Source organism: Nonomuraea sp. NPDC049158 (assembly GCF_040648335.1).
Lineage (GTDB): Bacteria > Actinomycetota > Actinomycetes > Streptosporangiales > Streptosporangiaceae > Nonomuraea.
This window is the reverse complement of record NZ_JBEZDM010000022.1, coordinates 1-20,682: the sequence shown is the minus strand read 5'-3', so window position 1 is coordinate 20,682 and position 20,682 is coordinate 1. Positions and strand designations below refer to the sequence as shown.

18 protein-coding genes are annotated in these 20,682 nt (G+C 69.9%); 13 read left to right on the top strand and 5 right to left on the bottom strand.

Translation table 11 applies throughout. The features are described 5' to 3' along the window. Window positions 1-45: 45 nt before the first annotated feature. From AB0B61_RS36500 to AB0B61_RS36470, 7 genes are all read left to right on the top strand, one after another. Window positions 46-501 carry a GyrI-like domain-containing protein gene (locus AB0B61_RS36500; protein ID WP_358441967.1) on the top strand — a complete coding sequence of 152 codons (456 nt, stop codon included), beginning with the start codon at window positions 46-48 and terminating at the stop codon, window positions 499-501. Window positions 502-628: 127 nt separating this feature from the next. After that, window positions 629-1,846 (top strand): FAD-dependent monooxygenase, encoded by a 1,218-nt coding sequence (locus AB0B61_RS36495; RefSeq protein WP_358441965.1) that lies wholly within the window; start codon window positions 629-631, stop codon window positions 1,844-1,846. 59 nt (window positions 1,847-1,905) lie between these two features. Then, window positions 1,906-3,030, top strand: a complete 1,125-nt coding sequence (locus tag AB0B61_RS36490) for a glycosyltransferase (protein ID WP_358441962.1) — start codon at window positions 1,906-1,908, stop codon at window positions 3,028-3,030. 11 nt (window positions 3,031-3,041) lie between these two features. Continuing rightward, entirely contained in the window at window positions 3,042-3,752 is a 711-nt protein-coding gene (locus tag AB0B61_RS36485) for a hypothetical protein (protein WP_358441959.1), read from the top strand. Further along, the gene (locus AB0B61_RS36480; protein ID WP_357648300.1) at window positions 3,749-4,093 is read left to right on the top strand and encodes a hypothetical protein; all 345 of its coding nucleotides are present in this window, start codon (window positions 3,749-3,751) and stop codon (window positions 4,091-4,093) included. The genes AB0B61_RS36485 and AB0B61_RS36480 overlap by 4 nt, the downstream gene beginning before the upstream one ends. Then, complete coding sequence (locus tag AB0B61_RS36475; protein WP_358441956.1) at window positions 4,093-5,223, top strand: glycosyltransferase family 4 protein; 1,131 nt, start codon at window positions 4,093-4,095, stop codon at window positions 5,221-5,223. The genes AB0B61_RS36480 and AB0B61_RS36475 overlap by 1 nt, the downstream gene beginning before the upstream one ends. Then, the gene (locus AB0B61_RS36470) at window positions 5,220-5,999 is read left to right on the top strand and encodes a hypothetical protein (protein WP_358441954.1); all 780 of its coding nucleotides are present in this window, start codon (window positions 5,220-5,222) and stop codon (window positions 5,997-5,999) included. The genes AB0B61_RS36475 and AB0B61_RS36470 overlap by 4 nt, the downstream gene beginning before the upstream one ends. Here the strand turns inward: AB0B61_RS36470 and AB0B61_RS36465 are convergent. Both AB0B61_RS36465 and AB0B61_RS36460 read right to left on the bottom strand, forming a co-directional pair. Next, the gene (locus AB0B61_RS36465; RefSeq protein WP_358441951.1) at window positions 5,962-7,119 is read right to left on the bottom strand and encodes a cytochrome P450; all 1,158 of its coding nucleotides are present in this window, start codon (window positions 7,117-7,119) and stop codon (window positions 5,962-5,964) included. The genes AB0B61_RS36470 and AB0B61_RS36465 overlap by 38 nt on opposite strands. A 1-nt stretch (window position 7,120) precedes the next feature. Continuing rightward, window positions 7,121-8,242 (bottom strand): CaiB/BaiF CoA-transferase family protein, encoded by a 1,122-nt coding sequence (locus tag AB0B61_RS36460; RefSeq protein WP_358441949.1) that lies wholly within the window; start codon window positions 8,240-8,242, stop codon window positions 7,121-7,123. A gap of 140 nt (window positions 8,243-8,382) precedes the next feature. Between AB0B61_RS36460 and AB0B61_RS36455 the strand changes: the two genes are divergently transcribed. The 4 genes from AB0B61_RS36455 to AB0B61_RS36440 all read left to right on the top strand — a co-directional run bounded on the left by AB0B61_RS36455 (window position 8,383) and on the right by AB0B61_RS36440 (window position 13,789). After that, entirely contained in the window at window positions 8,383-9,918 is a 1,536-nt protein-coding gene (locus AB0B61_RS36455) for a serine/threonine-protein kinase (RefSeq protein ID WP_358441946.1), read from the top strand. 228 nt (window positions 9,919-10,146) lie between these two features. Further along, window positions 10,147-11,496, top strand: a complete 1,350-nt coding sequence (locus AB0B61_RS36450; protein WP_225289827.1) for an FAD-binding oxidoreductase — start codon at window positions 10,147-10,149, stop codon at window positions 11,494-11,496. Between the two features lie 4 nt (window positions 11,497-11,500). Then, window positions 11,501-12,760, top strand: coding sequence for a cyclopropane-fatty-acyl-phospholipid synthase family protein (locus tag AB0B61_RS36445; RefSeq protein ID WP_358441943.1), 1,260 nt, complete (start codon window positions 11,501-11,503; stop codon window positions 12,758-12,760). A 225-nt stretch (window positions 12,761-12,985) separates the two neighbouring features. Further along, the gene (locus AB0B61_RS36440) at window positions 12,986-13,789 is read left to right on the top strand and encodes an SAM-dependent methyltransferase (RefSeq protein ID WP_358441940.1); all 804 of its coding nucleotides are present in this window, start codon (window positions 12,986-12,988) and stop codon (window positions 13,787-13,789) included. A 28-nt stretch (window positions 13,790-13,817) separates the two neighbouring features. Here the strand turns inward: AB0B61_RS36440 and AB0B61_RS36435 are convergent, their stop codons facing one another. Next, window positions 13,818-15,728, bottom strand: a complete 1,911-nt coding sequence (locus AB0B61_RS36435; RefSeq protein ID WP_358441937.1) for a S8 family serine peptidase — start codon at window positions 15,726-15,728, stop codon at window positions 13,818-13,820. Between the two features lie 625 nt (window positions 15,729-16,353). Between AB0B61_RS36435 and AB0B61_RS36430 the strand changes: the two genes are divergently transcribed. Beyond that, window positions 16,354-16,998: a hypothetical protein gene (locus tag AB0B61_RS36430; protein WP_358441934.1), complete on the top strand. Its 645-nt coding sequence runs from the start codon at window positions 16,354-16,356 to the stop codon at window positions 16,996-16,998. Between the two features lie 29 nt (window positions 16,999-17,027). Here AB0B61_RS36430 and AB0B61_RS36425 read toward each other — a convergent pair whose 3' ends face one another. Beyond that, a complete protein-coding gene (locus AB0B61_RS36425; protein WP_358441932.1) occupies window positions 17,028-18,731 on the bottom strand; it encodes a hypothetical protein in 1,704 nt (567 codons plus the stop codon). Window positions 18,732-18,782: 51 nt separating this feature from the next. Beyond that, entirely contained in the window at window positions 18,783-19,427 is a 645-nt protein-coding gene (locus AB0B61_RS36420) for an HAD family hydrolase (RefSeq protein WP_358441929.1), read from the bottom strand. Between the two features lie 117 nt (window positions 19,428-19,544). On the opposite strand from AB0B61_RS36420, the gene AB0B61_RS36415 reads away from it, so the two are divergent. Then, window positions 19,545-20,636: a glycerophosphodiester phosphodiesterase gene (locus AB0B61_RS36415; protein WP_358441926.1), complete on the top strand. Its 1,092-nt coding sequence runs from the start codon at window positions 19,545-19,547 to the stop codon at window positions 20,634-20,636. Window positions 20,637-20,682: the final 46 nt, after the last annotated feature.

Sequence of the window (20,682 nt, the reverse complement as noted above, 5' to 3'; positions counted from 1 at the left end):
TATGGCCATAGGATCCTCCCGGATACTTAGGGGGATGGAGGGCCTGTGGAGGTCACTGAGAGAAACGAGCTGACAGTCGTCGGTATCGCCGTACGCACCTCGAACGCCGACGAGATCGACCCCGCCAGGGCGAAGCTGCCCGTGCTGTGGCAGCGGGCGGGCGCCCCCGGGGCGTTCGCGCACATCCCGGGACGCGTCGACGAGAACCTTTACGCGGTGCTGACCGACTACGAGAGCGACCATCACGGCGCGTACACGCAGATCGTCGGCATCGGCGTGCGGACGGTCCCCAGACTGCCCGAGGGCATGGTCGCCGTACGCGTGCCCGCGGGCCCGGCCCTGCGGGTCGAGGCGCGCGGCCAGATGCCGCAGGCGATCGTCGACGCCTGGCAGCAGGTGTGGAAGCACACCGAGGCGGGCGGCACGCCCGCGCGGGCGTTCAGGACGGACCTTGAGGTGCACCACCCCGGTGGCGCCGACCTCTACATCGCCGTCTACTGATCGCTGAACCCGAGCCCGTTCGGGCTCGGGTCGTGGCCTCGTGGAATCTCCCTTACCTATCGTTAAGTAACGCCTTGCGGATGCCGTTCCGGGGCGCTTACCATCCGTTAGGTAAGGGGGTGCCATCATGCGGATCCTGATCTCCGGCGCGAGTGTCGCCGGACCCGTGCTGGCGTACTGGCTCACCAGGTACGGCTTCGACGTCACCGTCGTGGAGCGCGCGCCGTCGCTCCGCAAGACGGGCGGCCACGCGATCGACCTGTTCAGGCCCGCGATGGACATCGCCGAGAAGATGGGCCTGATCGACCCGATCACGGCCAAGAAGACCGGCACGAACTGGCTCACCATGTATCGAGAAGGCCAGGAGGGGGCCGTCGAGCTGGACCTCCGGCGCGTCTTCACGGCCGTGTCGGACCGGCACGTCGAGATCATGCGCGACGATCTCAGCGAGATCTTCTACGACGCCACCCGTGACGACGTCGAGTATGTCTTCGACGACTCCATCACCTCCATCGCCGAGGACGGCGCCGTGACCTTCGAGCGCGGGGCGACCAGGCGGTTCGCCCTGGTCGTCGGCGCCGACGGGCTGCACTCGAACGTGCGCGGCCTGGTCTTCGGCCCCGAATCGGGCTTCTCCACCTGGATCGGCGCCTACCTGGCCGTCTTCTCGGTGCCCAACTACCTCGACCTCGACGGCCGCATGGAGGGACTGTCCGGCATCGGGCGGATGGCCGGGATGTACGGCGCGGCGCACATGTCCGACGCGCGGGCGGTGTTCCTGTTCAGGACGCCGGAGCAGCTCCAGTACCACCACCGCGACGTCGCCCGGCAGAAGGAGCTGCTGCGCGAGCGGTTCGCGGGCATGGGCTGGCAGGTTCCCCGGCTGCTGGCGGAGCTCGACCGCACCCCGGCCTTCTACTTCGACTCGATCACCCAGCTGCGCCTCGACACCTGGTCGCGCGGCCGCGTGACGCTGGTCGGCGACGCGGGCTACTGCCCGGGCCCGGCCGTGGGCGGCAGCACGAGCCTGGCCGTCGTCGGGGCGTACATCCTCGCGGGCGAGCTGGCCGCCGCACGCGGCGACCACGAGCGCGCCTTCCCGGCCTACGAGGCCGAGATCGGCGAGTACGTACGGCGGAGCCGCGCCTTCGCGGTCGGGGCGGCCAAGCGGATCGTGCCCGGCAACCGGTTCGACCTGTGGACGCTCACCCAGGCCGCGCGGCTGATCGGCCACCTGCCGGTCGCGGTGACCAAGGCCGCGACCAAGCTCGGCAGCAAGGGCATGCGGCTGCACGACTCGATCGCGTTGAAGGACTACTCGGCGTACGAGGGCGTGCGCCAGTAGAAACCGTGCGCCTGTAGAAGCTGTGCGTCAGTGGAAACGGCGCGAATAGACTGCGCGCCGTGCGTGCCGCCTATTTCGCCTTTGACCGGTTCCCTTCGAGCAAGGGGTCGGCGGTGCACATCGGGCAGATGGCCGCCGAGCTGTTCGACCGGTTCGGGGGCGGGCTGCTCGGGGTGCTGGGCGGGGGCGGCCTGCCGCGCTACCAGCGCGAGGGCGGTGTCCAGATCGCCAGGTTCGACGAGCAGATCCCCAACCTGATCGACCGGGCCGAGACGTACTCGCACTGGGTCGCCCGCCACCTCGCGCCGCACCTGGAGACGCTGGAACTGGTCCACGTGCGCGACCCCTGGAGCGCGCTGCCGGCGCTCGGCCACCGGCACAAGGTGGTGTACGAGGTGAACGGGCTGCCGTCCATCGAGCTGCCGCACACCTGGCCGCAGACGGCCCCCGCCACGGTGGCCAAGTTGCGGCGGCTGGAGGCGCACTGCCTGGAGCGGGCGGACGCGGTTGTCGTGCCATCGAGCGTCATCGGGGACGCCATCCGCAAGATGGGGATAAATCCGGAAAAGGTGTTCCTCGTGCCGAACGCCGCCAACCCCGTCGCCCCAGCGCCGACCGCCCGCCCGGACGGCGCGCCCGAGCACTACCTGATCTACGTAGGCGCCCTCCAGCGCTGGCAGGGCGTGGACGTGCTGCTCCGCGCCTTCGCCAGGCTGGCCGACCTGACCGACCTGCGCCTGGTCGTCTGCTCCTCCGTCCCGGAACGCCGCGCCAAACCCCTCCAGCGCCTCGCCGACCGCGTGGGGGTGGCCGAGCGGATCGTGTGGCGGTTCACGCTGCCCCACGACGAGGTGGCCGGCTGGCTGGCCGGCGCGGCCGTGTCCGCCGCCCCGCTCACCGCCTGCCCGCGCAACCTCGACCAGGGCTGCGCCCCGCTCAAGATCCTGGAGTCGATGGCGGCCGGTACGCCGGTGGTGGCCTCGGACCTGCCGGCCGTACGGGAGATCCTGGGGGAGGACGGGCGGCTCGTCGCGCCCGATCGGCCCGCCGAGCTGGCTCGCGCGATCCGGATCCTCCTGGAGTACCCCGAACAGGCGCGGGTGATGGCGGAGCGGGCCAGGAGCAGGGTGTCCAGCTGGGCGGATTCCCGGGCGAGGCTCGCCGAGGTTTATCGCCGTGTGTAGTGTTTCGAGCCATGTTCTGGCGGAAGACACGGGCGGCGATCGCCGGGTTCCACCCGCTGCACCAGACCCTCATCTGGGAGCACACGCTGTCGGCCACGCTGCCCAGGGCGGAATGGGCGGCGCTGCTGGCCAGTCTCTCCCGGCATCGCGGGCTCGTCCGCAGGCCCAAGTGGCGGCTGCCCGCGCGTACGGAGAGCCTGCTCGTACCGCTGATCAGGGTGCTCTGTGAAGACGTCGGCGGTGGCGTGGTCGGCATCACCGCCGATCTGCGCGGCCACGGCGTCCCCGGCAAGGAGAGCCCGCACCGGTCCCTGCCCATCGTACGGCCGGTGCGCCGGGCCGAGGAGTGGTGGGTGCGCGATCCGTGGCTCAGCGTCCGCTCGGAGTTACGCGACGGCAGCGTGCTCACGCTCGCCGTCACCGACCTGGTCAGGCACCGCCGCATCGTCAAGGTCAACCCGCGGGGCAAGCGGAAGACCAAGACCAAGACGAAGGCCGTACAGCACATTCGGACCAGCCGCTCGCTGGCCAAGGGGCAGATGCCGGCGCGGCCGGGCAGTCCGCCGCCGTGGTGGATCCGGGTGAAGGTCCGTCCAGGAGTGAAGACCGTGATCAGGGCCGCCGCCAAGGTGCCGCTACCCGCCGAGCGCGACCAGCTCGGGGCGATCATGACCGTGGCGACCGAACCGTTCAGGTGGACGCAAAGGAGGCGGGCCGCGTGATCCCGTGCATGGTGAGCACCGGATTCTTCGTGCTCGGCCGCTGCGGCCGCGCGCCGGTCACCGCCTGCGCCGGGTGCGGCAGGCCGATCTGTGACCGGCACGTCGGGCCCGGCGGCGTCTGTCCCGAGTGCGCGACCGCCCAGGGCTACGGCTCGGCCTACGACCCGTTCTGGACCAGCGGCTTCCGCCGCGACCACTACCAGAGCACCTCCTCCACCTACCAGGACCCCGGCTGGTACGGCACCTTCGACGACTACGACAGAGGCGCCTTCGACCCCGAGGACCAGGGCGACTTCGGGGACTTCGGCGACGGCGACGAGCGCGATTTCGTGGACAGCTGATGCGGCTGCTGTGGCTCACCGAGCACTACCCGCCGAGCAGGGGCGGCATGGCCGAGTCCTGCGACAGGATCGTCAGGGGCCTGCGTGATGCGGGCGTGGAGATCGACGTCGCGCACCTGACCAGGCGGGATCGGCCCTGGCAGACCGGCGGCGAGCGGGGCGGGCGGCTGCTCACCGTGCCGCTGGAGGACAATCCCGAGCACGCGCTGCGCCGGCTGTGGACCGTGCTGCGCGGCGAGTCGTACACGCACGTGGTGGCGTTCGGCGGCACGTACGCCATGCTCGGCGCCCCGATCCTGGCCGCGTGGCTCGGCGCCCCGCTGGTGACGCTGCTGCGCGGCAACGACTTCGACACCGGCGTCTTCTCGCTGCGCCGCAGGGGCGCCCTGCTCGACGCGTTACGGGCCTCGGCCACGGTGTGCGTGGTGGCCTCGGGGCACGCGCCGCTGGTGTCCGCGCTGGTTCCGGAGGCGCGGGTGCGGTGGGTGGCCAACGGCATCGACACCGCCGGCTGGCAGATCCTGCCCTCCGAACGCGCGGCGGGCCTGGCCAGGCGGGCCGCCGCCGGCCGGCGCACGATCGGGCTCATCGGGCAGCTCAAGAACAAGAAGGGCGTCGGCTTCCTGCTCGACGCGCTGGCCGCCTCCGGGCACGCCGACCTGTTCCACTTGCTGCTCGTCGGGGAGCTGGAGGCGGACCTGGCCGTGCCCGCCGGGCACACGCGGCTGCCCTTCCTCGACCGGTACGAGCTGCCCGCGCTCTACGCCGCTTGCGACCTGGTCGCGCTGCCGTCGTTCTACGACGGGCTGCCGAACGTGGCCCTGGAGGCCGCGGCCCTCGGCGTCCCGCTGCTCGCCTCCGACGCGGGCGGGCTGGCCGACCTGGTCGACGACGAGATCGGCTTCCGCTTCGCCGCAGGGGACCCGCACGAGTGCCGGGCGGCGGTCGACCGGGCCGCGCGGGCCACGGACGAGCAGCTGGCCAAGCTGGGCACGGCGGCGGCCGAGCGGGTACGCAGGGACTTCACGGTGTCCGCCGAGACAGAGGGTTACCTGAGGGTCTTCCGCGAGAGCGCCCGATCGGCTGCCCCCGATGGCACCGGATTGTCCGCTCCGCCGAACCGCACATGATCGTCTGCTACGCCAGAGGCGGCGGGCTCGGCCACCTCACGCGGGTCCGGGCCTACCTGCACACCGTCCATCCGGGCGCCGCGGCCACGATCCGCACCGAGTGGCCGCGCGACCCGGCCGAGCTCGCGCGGGCCGACGAGATCGTGGTGGACGCCTTTCCCGCCGGGCTCGACGGCGAGATCGAGGCGGCGGTGCCGCGGGGGCCGCGCGTCGTGCATCTGGCCAGGCTGCTGCGCTGGGACGCCTACCGGCCGCTGATCCCGGCCCGGCCGTTGCGCTTCCACCGGACGTGGCTGGCCGAGCCGGTGAGCGATCCCCACCTGGCCTACCTGGAGTCGGTGTCGGACGAGGTGGTCCCGCTGGCGCTGTTCGATCCACCGGCCCCGCCCGCCACGGCTCCGGGGGACCGGCTGACGGCTCCGGGGGACCGGCTGACGGCTTCGGGGGACTGGCTGATCGTGCATTCCGGGCCGCCGGGCGAGATCCTGGAGCTGGTGGCGTACGCCCGCGAGAGCGCCGTCCTCGAAGGGCTCAGCCCGCGCCTCGTGCTCGTCTCGCCCGCCGCGCCGCCCGGCCTGCCCGCCGGGGTGGCGCACCGCGCCGTCCGTCCGGCCTGGCCGCTGTTCGCCACGGCCGGCCGCATCGTCTCCGCCGCCGGGTTCAACGTGGTAAGGCAGGCGGCGCCGTACCGGCACAAGCATCGGATGGTGCCCTTCCCCCGCCGCTTCGACGACCAGTTCAGCCGCGCGGCGAGAGCGCGACGGGAAAGGACGTGACGCCGCGCACGAACGCGTTGGGCAGGATGCGCGGGCCCGTGTCGTCGGCCCAGGCGGCTGAGCCCACTCGGTCGATCCACTCCTCGAAGAAGATCCGTAATTCCAGCCGGGCCAGGGACGCGCCCAGGCAGAAGTGGGTCCCCAGGCCGAAGGCGATGTGCCCGCCCGGCTTGCGCGTCACGTCGAACACCTCCGGGCGGTCGAACACCGTCTCGTCCCGGTTCGCCGAGCCGTACATGAGCAGGACCTGCCGGCCTCGCCCGATGCGCTGCCCGTGGAGCTCGGTGTCGCGGGTGGCCGAGCGGCACATGTTCAGGATCGGGGTGGTCCAGCGGATGAACTCCTCCACGGCGTTCTCGATCAGGCCGCGGTCCTCGCGCAGCAGCCGCCACTGGTCCGGGTGCCGGATCAGCGCGTCGATCGCGGTCGCGATGACCGTACGGGTGGTCTCCGCACCGCCGTCGAGCAGCAGCAGCGCCTCGTTCGCCAGGTGGTCGTCGTCGTAGGCGGCCCGGCCGGACCAGAGGGTCACCAGGTCGTCGGCCGGGCACGTCCGGCGTTCGGCGGCCAGGGCCAGGACGGCCTCGCCGAACTCGCCCGCGGCGACCGCGGCCTCGTGCGTGACGTAGCGCAGGCCGCCGCCCGCCACGATCGTGGTCTCCGACCAGTGCTTGAGCCGCGGCCAGTCCGCGTCGGGGAAGCCGAGCAGCCAGCCGATCATGCGGGCGGGCAGCGGCGCGGCCAGGGCGGGCACCGCGTCGACGGTGCCGGCCTCCAGGGCCTGGTCGATCAGCTCGACGACGACCTCGCGGACGCGGGCGGCGTAGCGCTCGTGGACATAGCGCGGCGTGAAGCGGCGGTAGACGAGGCGGCGGTGCTCGGCGTGCTCCGGGTCGTCCATGCCGATCATCGACGGATCGGAGGGCAGCTGGGGGCGGTAGCCGCCGGTGCTGGTCCACAGGCCTGGATCGCGCTCGATGGCCGTGATGTCGGCGTGGCGGGAGATGCCCCACAGCCCGTTGGCGGCGTCGTGGTGGACGGGGGAGTGCTCGCGCAGCCAGGCGTAGACGGGTGCCGGGTCGCCCGCGTACAGGGCGCCGTCGAGCAGGTCGGGGTCCATGTCAGGCCAGCACCCCCTGGGAGCGCAGCTTCTCCGCGGCCTCGGCGCTCAGGCCCCAGGCGGACAGGTCGGCGAGCCGGGTGGCGGGCGAGAGGTCCTGGTCGGGTACGCCGAGCAGGCGCGGCGCGGGGACCGGCTGGCTGAGCCCGCCGACGTCGGCGAAGGCGCCCCTGGCCACGTTGTGCGGATGCCGGACGGCCTCCTTCATGGACAGGACCGGCGACACGCACGCGTCGGAGCCGTCGAACACCGCCTCCCACTCCGCCCGCGTCCGCGACCTGAACTCCTCGGCCAGGCGGGCCTTGAGCGCCGGCCACTGCTTCTTGTCGCCGCGGTCCGGCAGGTCCGTCAGCCCCATCCGCGTCACCATCGCGTTCCAGAACTGCGGCTCCAGCGAGCCGACCGCCATGAACTCCCCGTCGGCCGTCTCATAGGTGTCGTAGTGGGGCGCGCCGGTGTCCAGCAGGTTGGTGCCGCGCGGGCCCCAGAAGCCGCTCTGCACGCCGTGGTAGAACATCGCGAACAGGATCGCGGCGCCGTCCACCATGGCCGCGTCGATCACCCGGCCCTTGCCGGTGCGCTCCCGCTCGAACAGGGCGAGCAGCACGCCGTACGCGAGCATGAGGCCGCCGCCGGCGAAGTCGCCCAGGATGTTGATCGGCGGCGTCGGCTTGTCGTCGGCGCGGCCGAGCATCGACAGGATGCCGGAGATCGCGATGTAGTCGATGTCGTGGCCCGCGGTGGCGGCGAGCGGCCCGTCCTGTCCCCAGCCGGTCATCCGGCCGTAGATCAGCCGCTCGTTCACCGCGTGGAGGTCGGCGGGGCCGATGCCGAGCCGTTCGGCCACACCGGGCCGGAACACCTCGATGACGACGTCGGCGTTCCTCGCCAGCTCCTTCAGCGCGGCGACGCCCTCGGGCGACTTCAGGTCCAGGCCGATGGTGTGCTTGCCGCGGTCCATGACGTCCGTGCGCGGCTCGTCGGAGACGGCGGACACGCGGTCGACGCGCAGCACGTCGGCGCCGTGGTCGGCGAGCATCATCCCGGCGAACGGGCCCGGCGCGAGCCCCGCGAGCTCCAGCACCCGGATCCCGGCGAGCGGGCCCTGGCGGCCTTCAGACATCGGCATCTCCTACGACTCGGCTGGCCTCAGTAGAACAACATTCGGTGACCTCTGGCAAGCCGCCTTCCCGTCCTCCGGGCAGACATACGCGAGGTATGGGAAACTTGCCCACTGTTCGGGTGGGTCTACAAGGGTTGGACATGGTTTCGGATAGCAACCGGCTGGTCGCCAAGCGCTACCAGTTACTGCGCGAACTGGGGCGCGGTGGTATGGGCGTGGTCTGGGAAGGCCGCGACACACTGCTCAACCGGCAGATCGCCGTTAAGGAAGTGCTCCTGCCCGAGGGACTGCCCCGGGCCGACCAGGAACGGCAGCTGCTCCGTACCGCCCGCGAGGCGCGCATGGCGGCCCGGCTGAACCACCCGTCCGTCGTCGCGATCTACGACGTGGTCGAGGAGGACGGCCGGCCGTGGATCATCATGGAGCTGGTGCGGTACCCCTCGGTGGAGGAGGTCGTCGCCACCTCCGGCGCCCTTCCGGTACGCCAGGCGGCCGACGTGGGCCGGCAGGTGCTGTCGGCGTTGCGGGCCGCGCACGAGGTCGGGATCCTGCACCGCGACGTCAAGCCGAGCAACATCCTGCTCACCGACGACGGCCGGGCCGTGCTCACCGACTTCGGCATCGCCACCGCCGAGGGCGACGCCTCGCTCACCCAGACCGGGATGGTGACCGGCTCGCCGAGCTTCCTGGCTCCCGAACGGGTGCGCGCGGCCGAGTCCGGGCCCGCCTCCGACCTGTGGTCGCTCGGCGCCACGCTCTACGCCACGCTGGTCGGCCGGTCGCCCTTCGAGCGCGGCGATCCCATGGCCACGCTGAACGCGCTGCTCAGCGACGAGCCGGACTACCGCCGGATCCCGCCGATCATGCACCCGGTCCTGCAAGGACTGCTGCGCAAGGAGCCGCACGAACGGGTCAACGCCGAGCAGGCCGACGCGCTGCTGGCCGCCATCGTCGCCGCCAAGCAGCCGAACGCCGACCGGGTCGTGGTGGAGCCGAAGCCGCCCCGCGGCGGCCGTACCCTCCTCGCGGCGGCAGCGGCGGCGGTGCTGGTGGTCGGGGGCGGCGGGTTCGCCTTCTTCAAGTTCAGCGGGTCGGCGGAAGGCGCGCCGCGCGTCACGCAGAGCGCCGTGGCCAGCGCGCCGCCGAGCACGCCGCCGCCCAGCGCCAAGACCAGCGCGTCGCCCACCCCCACTCCGACGCCCACGCCGACCAGGGTGGTGGCGACGGTACGGGCCTGGAAGTCGCCTGACGGCTGGTCCATCATGCGGCCCATCGGCTGGAAGGGCGCCCGCAAGGAGGCCTACACCGAGTGGACGCGCCGGGACCGGACCGGGCACTTCGGCGTCCAGGCCATCTACGTCAACCCCGACCCGAACCAGATCATCCGCGACTCGCAGGAGACCGCCGGGCAGAACGACCAGGACCTTCGGACCCTGCGCCGCAGGTCCGTCACCCACCAGGGGACCAAGGCCGTGGAATGGGAGTTCACCTACACGGCGGGGCCGCCCGGCGACGCGCCGTGGAGCACCCAGGGCGTGAAGTACCACGAGGTGCAGCGGGCGGTGGCGATCGGGGATACCGCCTACGTCCTGTCGTGGACGGCCACCGAGGCGCGGTGGAAGCAAGACCAGGGGTTGATGCGGCAGGTGATCGCCAGCTTTACGGTGGCGGCGTGAGCTGCCCCTCCACGGCCGTGCCGGTGACGGCGTGCCGCTGTCGCCGCACGCCGCCGGAGGTCATCCGCCGGAAGTTTCCGAGTTCGCCCACCGCGTAGGCATTCGACCGGGCACGATAAACAGTTTTCGTGTCTTTAACGACCCCGGTCTGGTCGATGTCAGTCCAGGGAGATACCTTCTTCAGGACGATCTCTACCGGCTCAAGGGGGTGCTTCCGTGACGACGACGATGTCGACACACCGACGGGCAGTAGAGCACATCAGGCAGTCGTACGCGGAGATCCCGGGGGACGCTTCGCCCCGGCTGTCCAAGGCCACGTCCAACCTCTTCAGATTCCGCGACTCGGGCAAGACCGCCAAGCTCTCCGCCAGGGAGCTCGACGAGGTCATCAGTGTCGACCCGGTGACGATGACGGCCGAGGTCCAGGGCATGACGACCTACGAGCACCTGGTCGACGCCACGCTGCCGCACGGGCTCATGCCCTATGTGGTGCCCCAGCTCAAGACGATCACGCTGGGCGGCGCGGTGACGGGGCTCGGGATCGAGTCGACCAGCTTCAGAGACGGGCTGCCGCACGAGTCGGTCGAGGAGCTCGAGATCCTGACCGGCGACGGCCGCATCGTCGTCGCCCGCGACGACAACGAGCACCGCGACCTGTTCCGGGCCTTCCCCAACTCCTACGGCACGCTCGGCTACGCCCTGCGCATCAGGATCAAGCTGAGGAAGGTCCAGCCCTACGTCAAGCTGACGCACGTCAAGTTCACCGACGCCGACAAGTGCATGCTGGCCATGCAGGAGATCTGCGACAGCATGGAGCATGACGGAGAGCCCGTCGACTTCGTCGACGGCGTCTTCTTCGAGCCGGGGGAGATGTATCTCACGGTCGGCCGCTTCGCCGAGCGTGCCCCCTACACCTCCGACTACACCGGCATGCGCATCTACTACCAGTCCATCAGGCAGCGCAACCGCGACTGGCTGAGCATCCGCGACTACCTGTGGCGCTGGGACACCGACTGGTTCTGGTGCTCGCGCGCCTTCGGCGTCCAGCAGCCGGTGGTCCGCTCGCTGATGCCGCGCCGCTGGATGCGCTCCGACGTCTACCGGCGGCTGGTCGCACTCGACCGGAAATACGGAGTGGTCGCGCGCGTCGACAGATGGCGCGACCAGCCCGTCCAGGAGTCGGTCATCCAGGACGTCGAGACCCCGGTCGAGCGGGGCGCGGAGTTCCTGGAGTTCTTCCACGACAAGGTCGGCATGACGCCGGTGTGGATGTGCCCGCTGCGGGCTTCCTCCCGCTGGCCGCTCTACCCCCTGGAGCCCGGCAAGCTGTACGTGAACTTCGGCTTCTGGGGAATGGTGCCACTGCCACGGGGGCAGTTCGACGGTTATTACAACCGTCTCATCGAGAACTCTGTGCACGAGCTCGACGGGCACAAGTCGCTTTACTCGACTTCTTTCTACGCCCGTGAGCAGTTCTGGCAGCTGTACAACGGCGATGCTTACTGGCCGGTCAAGCAGGAATACGACCCGAACGGCCGAATGCTTGACCTGTACGACAAGTGTGTACGGGGAAGGTGAGCAGATGGCTCTCGCATCCATCTTTGAGAAGATCGTTGGCCCGCAGGCCAACATCGCGTTCATGGCCTACGACGGCAGCAAGGCCGGGCCGGACGGCGCGGACCTCGCCCTGGAGGTGAAGTCCCCGATAGCGGTCGCCTACCTCGCGCAGGCACCCGGAGAGCTCGGCCTGGCCAGGGCCTACATCTCCGGCCACATCGACGTCCACGGCGACATGTACACCCTGCTCGACCGCATGTGGAACATCACCACCAACGACCTGACGACCGCCGAGAAAGTGGCGGCCGTCCGATCGCTGGGCCTGAAGCCGTTGATGATGCGCGTCCCTGCGCCGCCGCAGGAGATCCGCCAGAGCACGCTGGCCAAGCTCGGCTCCCGGCACGCCAAGCAGCGTGACGCCGAGGCGATCCACCACCACTACGACGTCTCCAACCGCTTCTACGAGTGGGTCCTGGGCCCGTCCATGGCCTACACCTGCGCCGTCTTCCCCACCAAGGAGTCGTCGCTGGAGGAAGCGCAATACGCCAAGTTCGACCTGGTGGCCCGCAAGCTCGGCCTCAAGCCCGGCATGCGGCTGCTCGACGTCGGCTGCGGCTGGGGCGGCATGGTCATGCACGCCGCCAAGCACTACGGCGTCAAGGCCCTGGGCGTCACCCTCAGCAAGCAGCAGGCCGAGTGGGCCCAGAAGGCCATCGTCGAGGCCGGCCTCGAGGACCTGGCCGAGGTCCGCTTCATGGACTACCGCGACGTCGTGGAGTCGGACTTCGACGCGGTCAGCTCCATCGGTCTCACGGAGCACATCGGCAAGCGCAACCTGCCGTCCTACTTCGCCTTCCTCTACAGCAAGCTCAAGGCGGGCGGCCGCCTGCTCAACCATTGCATCACCCGGCCGACCGGCACCGAGAAGACGTTCAACAAGGGCGGCTTCATCAACCGCTACGTCTTCCCCGACGGTGAGCTGGAGTCGGTCGGTTACCTGGTCAGGCAGATGGAGGACCTCGGGTTCGAGATCCGCCACGAGGAGAACCTGCGCGAGCACTACGCCGAGACCCTGCGGCACTGGTGCGCCAACCTCGACGCCAACTGGGCCGACGCGGTGCAGGAGGTGGGCATGGGGACCGCCCGCGTCTGGGCCCTGTACATGGCGGGCTGCATCGTGGGCTTCGAACGCAACAAGGTGCAGCTGCACCAGGTGCTGGGCGTCAAACTCGACTCGGAGGGACACTCCGGGGTCCCGCTGCGTCCGTCGATCGACTGGCCCTAGAGCGTGCGGTGTGAGGGGCTCACCGGCCCCTCACACCGACGATTTCAGCGGTGCGGTTCAAGCTTCTGACTCGATCCCTGCCCCGCGTAAAGATTTTTGTCAAGGCCCTGCCCTGTAAGTCCTGGTCGGGGCCTTCGTCATGCTTCGGCTGAATCACCGCTTGATATGCGATGTCCCACGTTTGCGGTAATTTGGGGGAATTGATCAAGGGGATGGGGGTCGTGCATGACGAAACTCAACGCAGACGGACCTAGCGGCATCGATGTCACCAGGCCGAGCGTCGCCCGGATGTACGACTATTACTTAGGGGGCAAGGACAACTTCGAGATCGACCGGGAAGCCGTACGCCGAGTCGAGCAGGCTATGCCGGAGGTCCGCCAGTTGGCCCTGGAGAACCGGGCGTTCCTGCGCCGCGCCGTACGCCACATGGCACGGCAGGGCGTCCGTCAGTTCATCGACATCGGCTCCGGCCTGCCCACGGTCGGCAACACGCACGAGATCGCCCAGGAGATCTTCCCCGACGCCCGCGTCGTCTACGTCGACAACGACCCCGTCGTGCTGCAACACGGCCGCGCCCTCCTCGCGACCGACGACAACACCGCCGTGGCCGCCGCCGACATGCGACGTCCCCTCGAGGTTCTCGAACACCCGCAAACCGTCAAGATCCTCGACTTCACCCAACCGGTCGGCGTCCTGATGATCGCCATGGTGCACTTCCTGACCATGGACGAGCGGGGCGCGGTCATGTCCCAGCTGCGCGACGCCCTGCCGTCCGGCAGCTACCTCACGTTGACCCACGTCACCCGCGACGGCCACCCGGCGGATGCGGTGGCCGCGATCGAGGCCGTATACGCGGCCACGCCGACGCCGATCTACTTCCGCGAGCACGCGGAGGTCGCGCGCTTCTTCGAGGGATTCGAGCTGGTGCCTCCCGGGCTGGTCACCATCGACACCTGGCACCCGGACCCGGACGACCTGGCCCCCGAGGCCACGCGATGGCTCTACGGGGGCGTCGGCCGCAAGCGGTAACGCGCTCAGTGGTCCTGTCGCCGGCGGTTCAGAACCTCAGCATCCACCCGTTGATGTAGCCCGTGTCGCCGGTTGTGACGTCTTCGACGCGTAACGTCCACGTCCCATTGGCCGGTGAGGATCTCCCATCCACCGGATAGGTCTCCTCGATCTGGTCGGCGTCGTCTTTGGAGTTGGCCGCGCGCAGCGGATAAACGATGCCGGTCGGGCCGATCAGATCGATCTTCAGGTCGCCTCTCCAGGGGTGACTGATGTCCACGGAGACCGTCATCTTCTGGGGGGCGTTACCCGGGAGCCAGCCCGTCACCGTGATGGGCGATTTGACGAGGCTGCCCTTGTCCGGGATGGCGTATTCGGTCCAGTTCTCGAAGTAGGGGAAGTCCATCGACCAGGCATCGATGACGCCGGCATGGGGTGACCAGCCGTCCGCGGCACGCAGCTTCCAGGTCCCGTTCTGCTTCGTCACGGCGCTGATGTCCACGTCGTAGGTCTCGTCGATGAAATCGCTGCCGTCCGAGGACGGCGCCCTCAGTACGAATGCTTTCCCGTCCGGGCTGATCAGGGAGAGCTTCAGATCGCCCACCCAGGGGTGCTGGACGGAGACATAGACGTGCACCTGGGACGGGGTCTTGCCGAGGAGGTCGCTCACGACGATCGGCGAGTCCACACTGCCCGGGTCGGGGATGGCGTAGTCCTTGAAGTTGGCGAAGTACATCGGCCAGAGGGCGCCGTCGGTGGGCTGGGTCGGCGGCAGGGCCGCGCTGTCCAGCCGGAGGCGGGGAGTGGTGGCGCTCGTATAGGCGATGGGCTTGCCCGTGCTCTCCACGGCCGCTTCCAACTGCCCGATGCTCGCCTGGGGGAAGGCCTGGCGGAGTACGGCCAGCGCGCCGGCCACGTGCGGAGCGGCCATCGACGTACCGCTCAGTGACCCCCAGGTGTTGCCGGGCACCGAGGAGACGATCGAGGTGCCGGGGGCGAACAGGTCCAGCAGCGGACCGCGGTTGCTGAAGGCGGACACCTCGTCCGTGTCGGTGGTGCTGCCGACCGTGATGGCCGAGGGCACACAGGCGGGCGCGCTGACCGCGTCGCCGTAGCCGTTGTTCCCGGCCGCGACCACCGTGGCGACCCCGGCCGCCAGGAGCGCGTCGATGGCCGGCTTACGCGGATCGGTGTCACACGCGGAGGTGTACTGGCCGCCGCCCAGGCTCAGGTTGGCGGCCACCAGCGCCGTACCGGCCTCCTTCAGTTGCAGGACCTTCTCCAGCCCCGCCACCTGGGCGCTGGTGAAGCTCAGCACGCACGGCGCGGCGCCCGCCCCGCAGAAGTCGTCGGTGGTGAACTTGCTGAACACCTGGATGGCGACGAGTTTGGCCCCCGGGGCGACCCCGGCCGGCGGGGCTCCGGCCACGTTCGTGCCGTCGCCGATCGCGATCCCGGCCACGTGCGTGCCGTGGTCGCAGTCGAGGGCGGCGTCGGCGCACGGCCCGCTCTCGGAGTCGGCCGAGCCGGCTCCCGTCTGCGTGGCGGCGCCGTTCGGGCACAGGCTGGTGGCGCCGTAGTCGGCGTCAATGGGGGAGAAGCAGGCCTGTTCGATCACCCGTCCGCCCAGGAAGGGGTGCTTGACGGCGACACCGGTGTCCAGCACGGCCACCACGCTGCCCGCTCCGGTCAACCCGGCCGCCCGCGTCTTGTCCGCGCCGATCAGCGGGATGCTCTCGGCGAGCACCGGTGGCACGGGCCGGTCCTCCGAGACGCTCACCACGTTCGGCAGCTTGGCCAGCCGGTCCACCGCCGCCGCGTCGACGCGCAGGGTGACCATGGGGAACCGGGACATCGTCTGCAGCACCTGACCGGCACTCGACGCTTCCGGCAGGTCCGCCCGGCTCTTGGTGACCACATTCACCCTGACCTTGGCACCGGCGGCCAGCCGCGCGCTCAACCCGGGCTCTATCGTCGGGGGCTGGTCCGTCAGATTCGCCGACGTGGCATGAGCCGGCACGCTCACACCTGTTGTGGCCGCTAACGCCATGATGATGCAGGATAAAACCCACTTTTTCATCCGCCACTCCAAGGTGAGTGAATTGATCACCTGGACAGTAAATGATCGAAACCCACTCAACAAGGGCCTGGGCTGAGGTATATGTACAAATCGCTGCTCAATGTGTTGATAGCTCGCATATGCGCAGGTAGAGCGCTCGTATGGCGGAATTATGGCGAATATATGGCGCCTTGGTAGACAATGCAAATGCGCGCTGTAAATCGCGCGCTCATTGGCCATAGTGATGTAATGCCGAAAGGCGGTCTCTGCGGCGCCCCTTCTTCCGCTCCTATCGGGAGGGATGCCCATTCTGAAGGGCCTCAGCTACAACGGACCGTCCTCTTCCGCCCCCCGGAAGGGGGTTTCCCCGAGGGACCTCAGCCACCGCGGACCGTCCTCTTCCACTCCTCCGGAGGGGGTACCTCCCGAGGGACCTTGGCCACCACGGACCATCACCGAGATCGAGACGGTCGTGTGACGAAACGCCTGGGGAATCCCGGTGATCACCTCACTAGGATGCGTTCCCATGCGCTCCGTGATCTTAGGTGGCTCCGCCGCCGCTCTCCTTCTGGCCTCCGCCACCCCCGCGCTGGCCGCCGCCCCCGACAAGCCCCTGACCTCGGCCCAGCTGAGCGAGGCCCTCATCACCCCCGAGGACCTGGGCGCCGCTTACGCCCCCAATCCGAAGCACATCCGCGAGGCGTTGGACGCCGATTCGGCCCACACGAAGAAGTGCCTACGGGCGATGAGGGCGCTGAAGCCCCTCCTCAGCAGCCCGGCGGCCGTCTACATCGACAAGGAGGGCCTGCCGTCGGGCGTCAAGCAGTTCGCCGTCAGCGGCACCTCGGCCAAGATGGCCGCCTGGCAGACGGTGGGCAAGGTCATGGTCCGGGACTGCGCCGGAACCAAGACGAAGACCAAACGCGACAAGGCGACCACCACCAAGCTCTCCATCGGTGCGGTCGGGAACTGGGCGTACGGGATCAGGTACAAGCAGATGATGGCCACGAGGGACGCCGAGATCCAGGCGGCGGATGTCGTGCTCATCAGGGTCAAGAACGCCGTCACGCTGCTGGTGAGCGACGGGTTCTTCGGGGCCTTCGAGCCCGGTCTGAGCAAGCGGGCGGCGAGGCTGGCGGTGCCGAAACTTCTGAAGGCCCAGAGCAAATAACCCAACAGCCTCGGGCAGGGCAAAGGACGCTACTTGAGTAGCGCGGTCCGCTCGGACTTCCCCGGGTAGACCATGATGAGGAACTCCTGCCGGGCATCCTCCTCCCTCGCCAGCGCGGCCTTCGCGCCGCGCATGTGCACCCGGACCCGGTAGCGGCCCGGGCCGTTGACCGCAAGGTTCTTCAGGCCGACCCCGTCGTCACCGGTGAGGGTGAGGTCGCCGTTGCCGCTGCGGTGCCCCACCTCCACCACCTTCTCCCAGTCCTTCAGCTCAACGGGGGGCCGCCTGCGGTAGGCCTCCCCGGTGACGCACACGTGCATGGCCTCGTCGGCGGTCAGGATGCTGAGCTGCCCGGGCGCGGTTCCCACCAGCCCGTTGGTGAAAGCGTTGTCGAGCGCGGGGAAGTCGTCGCCCGGGTCGTCCTCGTACGCGCTGAGGCTGCCGGCATCCACCCACAGCGTGGCCCGGTCGGTCCGGGAGGCGCGGATCAACGGCCGGTGTCCCGGCACCTCGGCGCAGCGCGCGCGGGCCTTCGCGATGAAGGCCGCGTTGGCGTCCTGTTGTTGTCGGTCCTGCTGGTCCTGGCGCTGCTCGACCTCCGGGCACAAGTACCCGAGAGCCTCGACGGTCTCATAGTTCCGCAGGTACGTCCCCAGCGGCCCCTCCTCGGCCCGCCGATTCGGTGCGCCGTCGCGCAGGACCGCCTCGCACAGCCGTCGGCCGATCGCGACCACGCGATCGTCGGGCACACCGGCGAACTGCCCCGGCAGCTCACCGTCCTGCCTGACGAGGCAGACGAAGGCGATCTCGCGCTGCCCGGCGGACGGCCGCACCGGGACGTAGCGAGCTGTTCGCCACGGTTCGCAGGCCGAGGAGCCCGCTGCCGTGACCTTCCCGATCGGCGCGTCCATACGCGGCACGGTGACCAGCAGCAGGACGACGGCGAGCGCGGCGGCGACGCGGACGTCCGGACTCCGGTACGGCCGTCGCACGCGGCGCACGCGTACCGCCACGATGATCAGAACGGCGGTGACGACATCGTAGAGCTGCCAGGCCGACATGCCGGGCTCGTACATCTGACCCCAGGTTCGCGCGCATCCCTCACCGGCGACCGCGTCGAGTCCGGCCAGCACAAAGGCCAGCGCCCCGAACACCGCCAAGGGGATCACCGTCGCCCAGCCGACCGCGCGGCCCCACCGCCGGTAGCCCTTGCGCACCAGCAGCGCCCACACGCCGAAGCCCACCGCCACCACCGCGGGTTGCGGCACGAGGCGTAAGGGGGACAGCAGGTAGTCGGCCGACAGGTACAGGTCGAAGCCGGGACAACCGCCCACGATGATGTCGTACTCGGTCGTGGCCAAAGAGAGCAGGGAGACCGCGTACGGGATGCTCACCAGCGCGAGCGCGATGCTCCACAGCGTCAGCGACATCCGCCACCGCACCGGGAGGACTTCGCGCGGGCCGATCCCCTGACGGTGGTCGACCACGAGCAGCAGCACCGCGGCCGCGGCGAGGGCGGCGCCGATCAGCAGCAGCGCCGCGTCGTCGAAGGGCAGGAGGGCGGCGATGCCGCTGCGGTGGCCGGCGGCGACGTCGGGAGGTTCGCCCATCACGAGCCGGTCTCGCACCTCCGCCTCGCTCGGCCGGCCGAGCCCAGTGAGCGGCGGCGTGACAGCGACCGCGGCGAGCAGGACGAGGAGCGTCGCGCTCACTCGGAGGACCCATCGCCGCATAGCTATCGCTCCCGTTGTTCGCGGGCAACGGCGTCCCGGCGCGGGGATCTCCTAACAGTCGACATCGAGCAGGGCGATCGCGTCGAGCACGTCGCTCACCTCGTGGTCCGCCCCCGGGGATAAACCCGGGGACAGGCCGCGGTCGATCCAGATCGTGCGCAGGCCCGCCCCGCGCCCGCCCGCCACGTCCTTCTCCACGTCGTCCCCGATCATCCAGTCCCCGTCCGCCAGCGTGGTGTCGCATCGGCGGGCGGCGATCTCGAACAGCTCGGGGTCCGGCTTGCGGAAGCCTTCGGCGTCCGAGATGGCCCAGCCGTCCACCCGGTCCACCAGGCCGCTGTGGTGGATTTTTCCGGACTGGTTGTCGGCCATGCCGTTGGTCACGATGCCGACCCGCCAGCCGGACATGCGCAGGCGATCGAGGGACTCGAGCACGGCCGGGCGGCAGGTGACGAGGTGCGGCAGGCGGTCACGGTAGCCCTGCCACAGCGAGTCGGCCGACTCGGCGAGCCCGAACCGCTCGCGGACGTGGGTGAAGAACGTGCTCATCGGGATGGAGCCGTCGGCGTCCAGCTCGATCATCCAGGCCACATCCTGCGCGCCCAGTCCCCTGTCGGCGGCGAACTCGGCGGCCCAGCGCTTGAAGGCGTCCAGGCGGTCGATCAGGGTGTTGTCGAGGTCGAAGAGTGCCAGCACGCCTCAGGACCATACAGGTGTTCGATGACGCGCGGCGGCCTTCCGCGGAACAGACGATCAACGGTTGTGCGCCCCATCGTCACTCACCGGCCACTTTGCCGGTCTAACGTACGCGGCATGCTGACGCGCAGATTATTCGCGAGCGCTCTGGCCGTCCTGACCGGTGGTACGGTCGCGGTCGTGCTGCTCCAGCCCCACACCGCCACGGCCGAGCGCCGCGCCCAGGCCCCCGTCGTCATCGGGCACCGGGGCGCCAGCGCCCACCGGCCCGAGCACACGCTGCTGTCGTACGAGGCGGCCATCGCGATGGGCGCCGACTACATCGAGCCCGACCTGGTCTCCACCAGGGACCACATCCTGGTGGCCAGGCACGAGAACGACATCACCGGCACCACCGACGTGGCCGCGCACCCGGAGTTCGCCGACCGGCGCACCACCAAGACGGTCGACGGGCGGCCGATCACCGGGTGGTTCACCGAGGACTTCACGCTGGCCGAGCTGAAGACGCTGCGGGCCAAGGAACGCGTGCCCGACCTGCGGCCCGACAACACGGCCTTCGACGGGGTGGCGGAGATCCCGACGTTCGAGGAGGTCGTGCGGCTCGCGCAGCGCCACGGCGTGGGCGTCTATCCGGAGACCAAGCATCCGACGTACTTCGACTCCATCGGCCTGTCGCTGGAGGAGCCGCTGCTGGAGACGCTCAACAGCAACCACATGCGCAAGGTGTACATCCAGTCGTTCGAGACCGCGAACCTGCGGGAACTGCGCAAGAAGACCAGGCTGCCGCTGATCCAGCTCATCACGTTCGGCGGGGCGCCGTACGACTGGATCGCCGCCGGTGATCAGCGCACTTATGACGACATGGTGAAGCCGGAAGGGCTGCGCGACGTGGCCTCGTACGCGAACGGGATCGGCGTGGACACCCGCCGCGTCGTGCCCGTGGGCGCGGACGGCAAGCTGACGGAGCCCACCACGCTCGTCCAGGACGCCCACCGCAGGCGGCTGGACGTACACGTCTGGACCATCCGCAACGAGAACTCCCAGCTCCCCCTCGACTACCGGCTGGGCAACCCGGCCAGCCCCGCCTTCCCGCGCGCCACCGGCGACGTGATGGGCTGGCTGACCAGGCTGCTCGACCTGGGCGTGGACGGCGCGTTCTGCGACGACCCGGCCATGGGCCGGGCCGTGGTGGCGCAGCGGGCAAGTTAGGCCCGGGAGTGTCGGGGGGGGGGCCCCCCCCCCCCCCGCCCCCCCC

What these genes read in the sequence shown, in the direction of transcription:
- AB0B61_RS36495 (WP_358441965.1), top strand. Translation starts at nt 629, where the DNA reads ATGCGGATCCTGATCTCCGGCGCGAGTGTCGCCGGACCCGTGCTGGCG.
- AB0B61_RS36485 (WP_358441959.1), top strand. Translation starts at nt 3,042, where the DNA reads ATGTTCTGGCGGAAGACACGGGCGGCGATCGCCGGGTTCCACCCGCTG.
- AB0B61_RS36475 (WP_358441956.1), top strand. Translation starts at nt 4,093, where the DNA reads ATGCGGCTGCTGTGGCTCACCGAGCACTACCCGCCGAGCAGGGGCGGC.
- AB0B61_RS36470 (WP_358441954.1), top strand. Translation starts at nt 5,220, where the DNA reads ATGATCGTCTGCTACGCCAGAGGCGGCGGGCTCGGCCACCTCACGCGG.
- AB0B61_RS36465 (WP_358441951.1), bottom strand. Translation starts at nt 7,119, where the DNA reads ATGGACCCCGACCTGCTCGACGGCGCCCTGTACGCGGGCGACCCGGCA.
- AB0B61_RS36460 (WP_358441949.1), bottom strand. Translation starts at nt 8,242, where the DNA reads ATGTCTGAAGGCCGCCAGGGCCCGCTCGCCGGGATCCGGGTGCTGGAG.
- AB0B61_RS36455 (WP_358441946.1), top strand. Translation starts at nt 8,383, where the DNA reads ATGGTTTCGGATAGCAACCGGCTGGTCGCCAAGCGCTACCAGTTACTG.
- AB0B61_RS36450 (WP_225289827.1), top strand. Translation starts at nt 10,147, where the DNA reads ATGTCGACACACCGACGGGCAGTAGAGCACATCAGGCAGTCGTACGCG.
- AB0B61_RS36445 (WP_358441943.1), top strand. Translation starts at nt 11,501, where the DNA reads ATGGCTCTCGCATCCATCTTTGAGAAGATCGTTGGCCCGCAGGCCAAC.
- AB0B61_RS36440 (WP_358441940.1), top strand. Translation starts at nt 12,986, where the DNA reads ATGACGAAACTCAACGCAGACGGACCTAGCGGCATCGATGTCACCAGG.
- AB0B61_RS36430 (WP_358441934.1), top strand. Translation starts at nt 16,354, where the DNA reads ATGCGCTCCGTGATCTTAGGTGGCTCCGCCGCCGCTCTCCTTCTGGCC.
- AB0B61_RS36425 (WP_358441932.1), bottom strand. Translation starts at nt 18,731, where the DNA reads ATGCGGCGATGGGTCCTCCGAGTGAGCGCGACGCTCCTCGTCCTGCTC.
- AB0B61_RS36415 (WP_358441926.1), top strand. Translation starts at nt 19,545, where the DNA reads ATGCTGACGCGCAGATTATTCGCGAGCGCTCTGGCCGTCCTGACCGGT.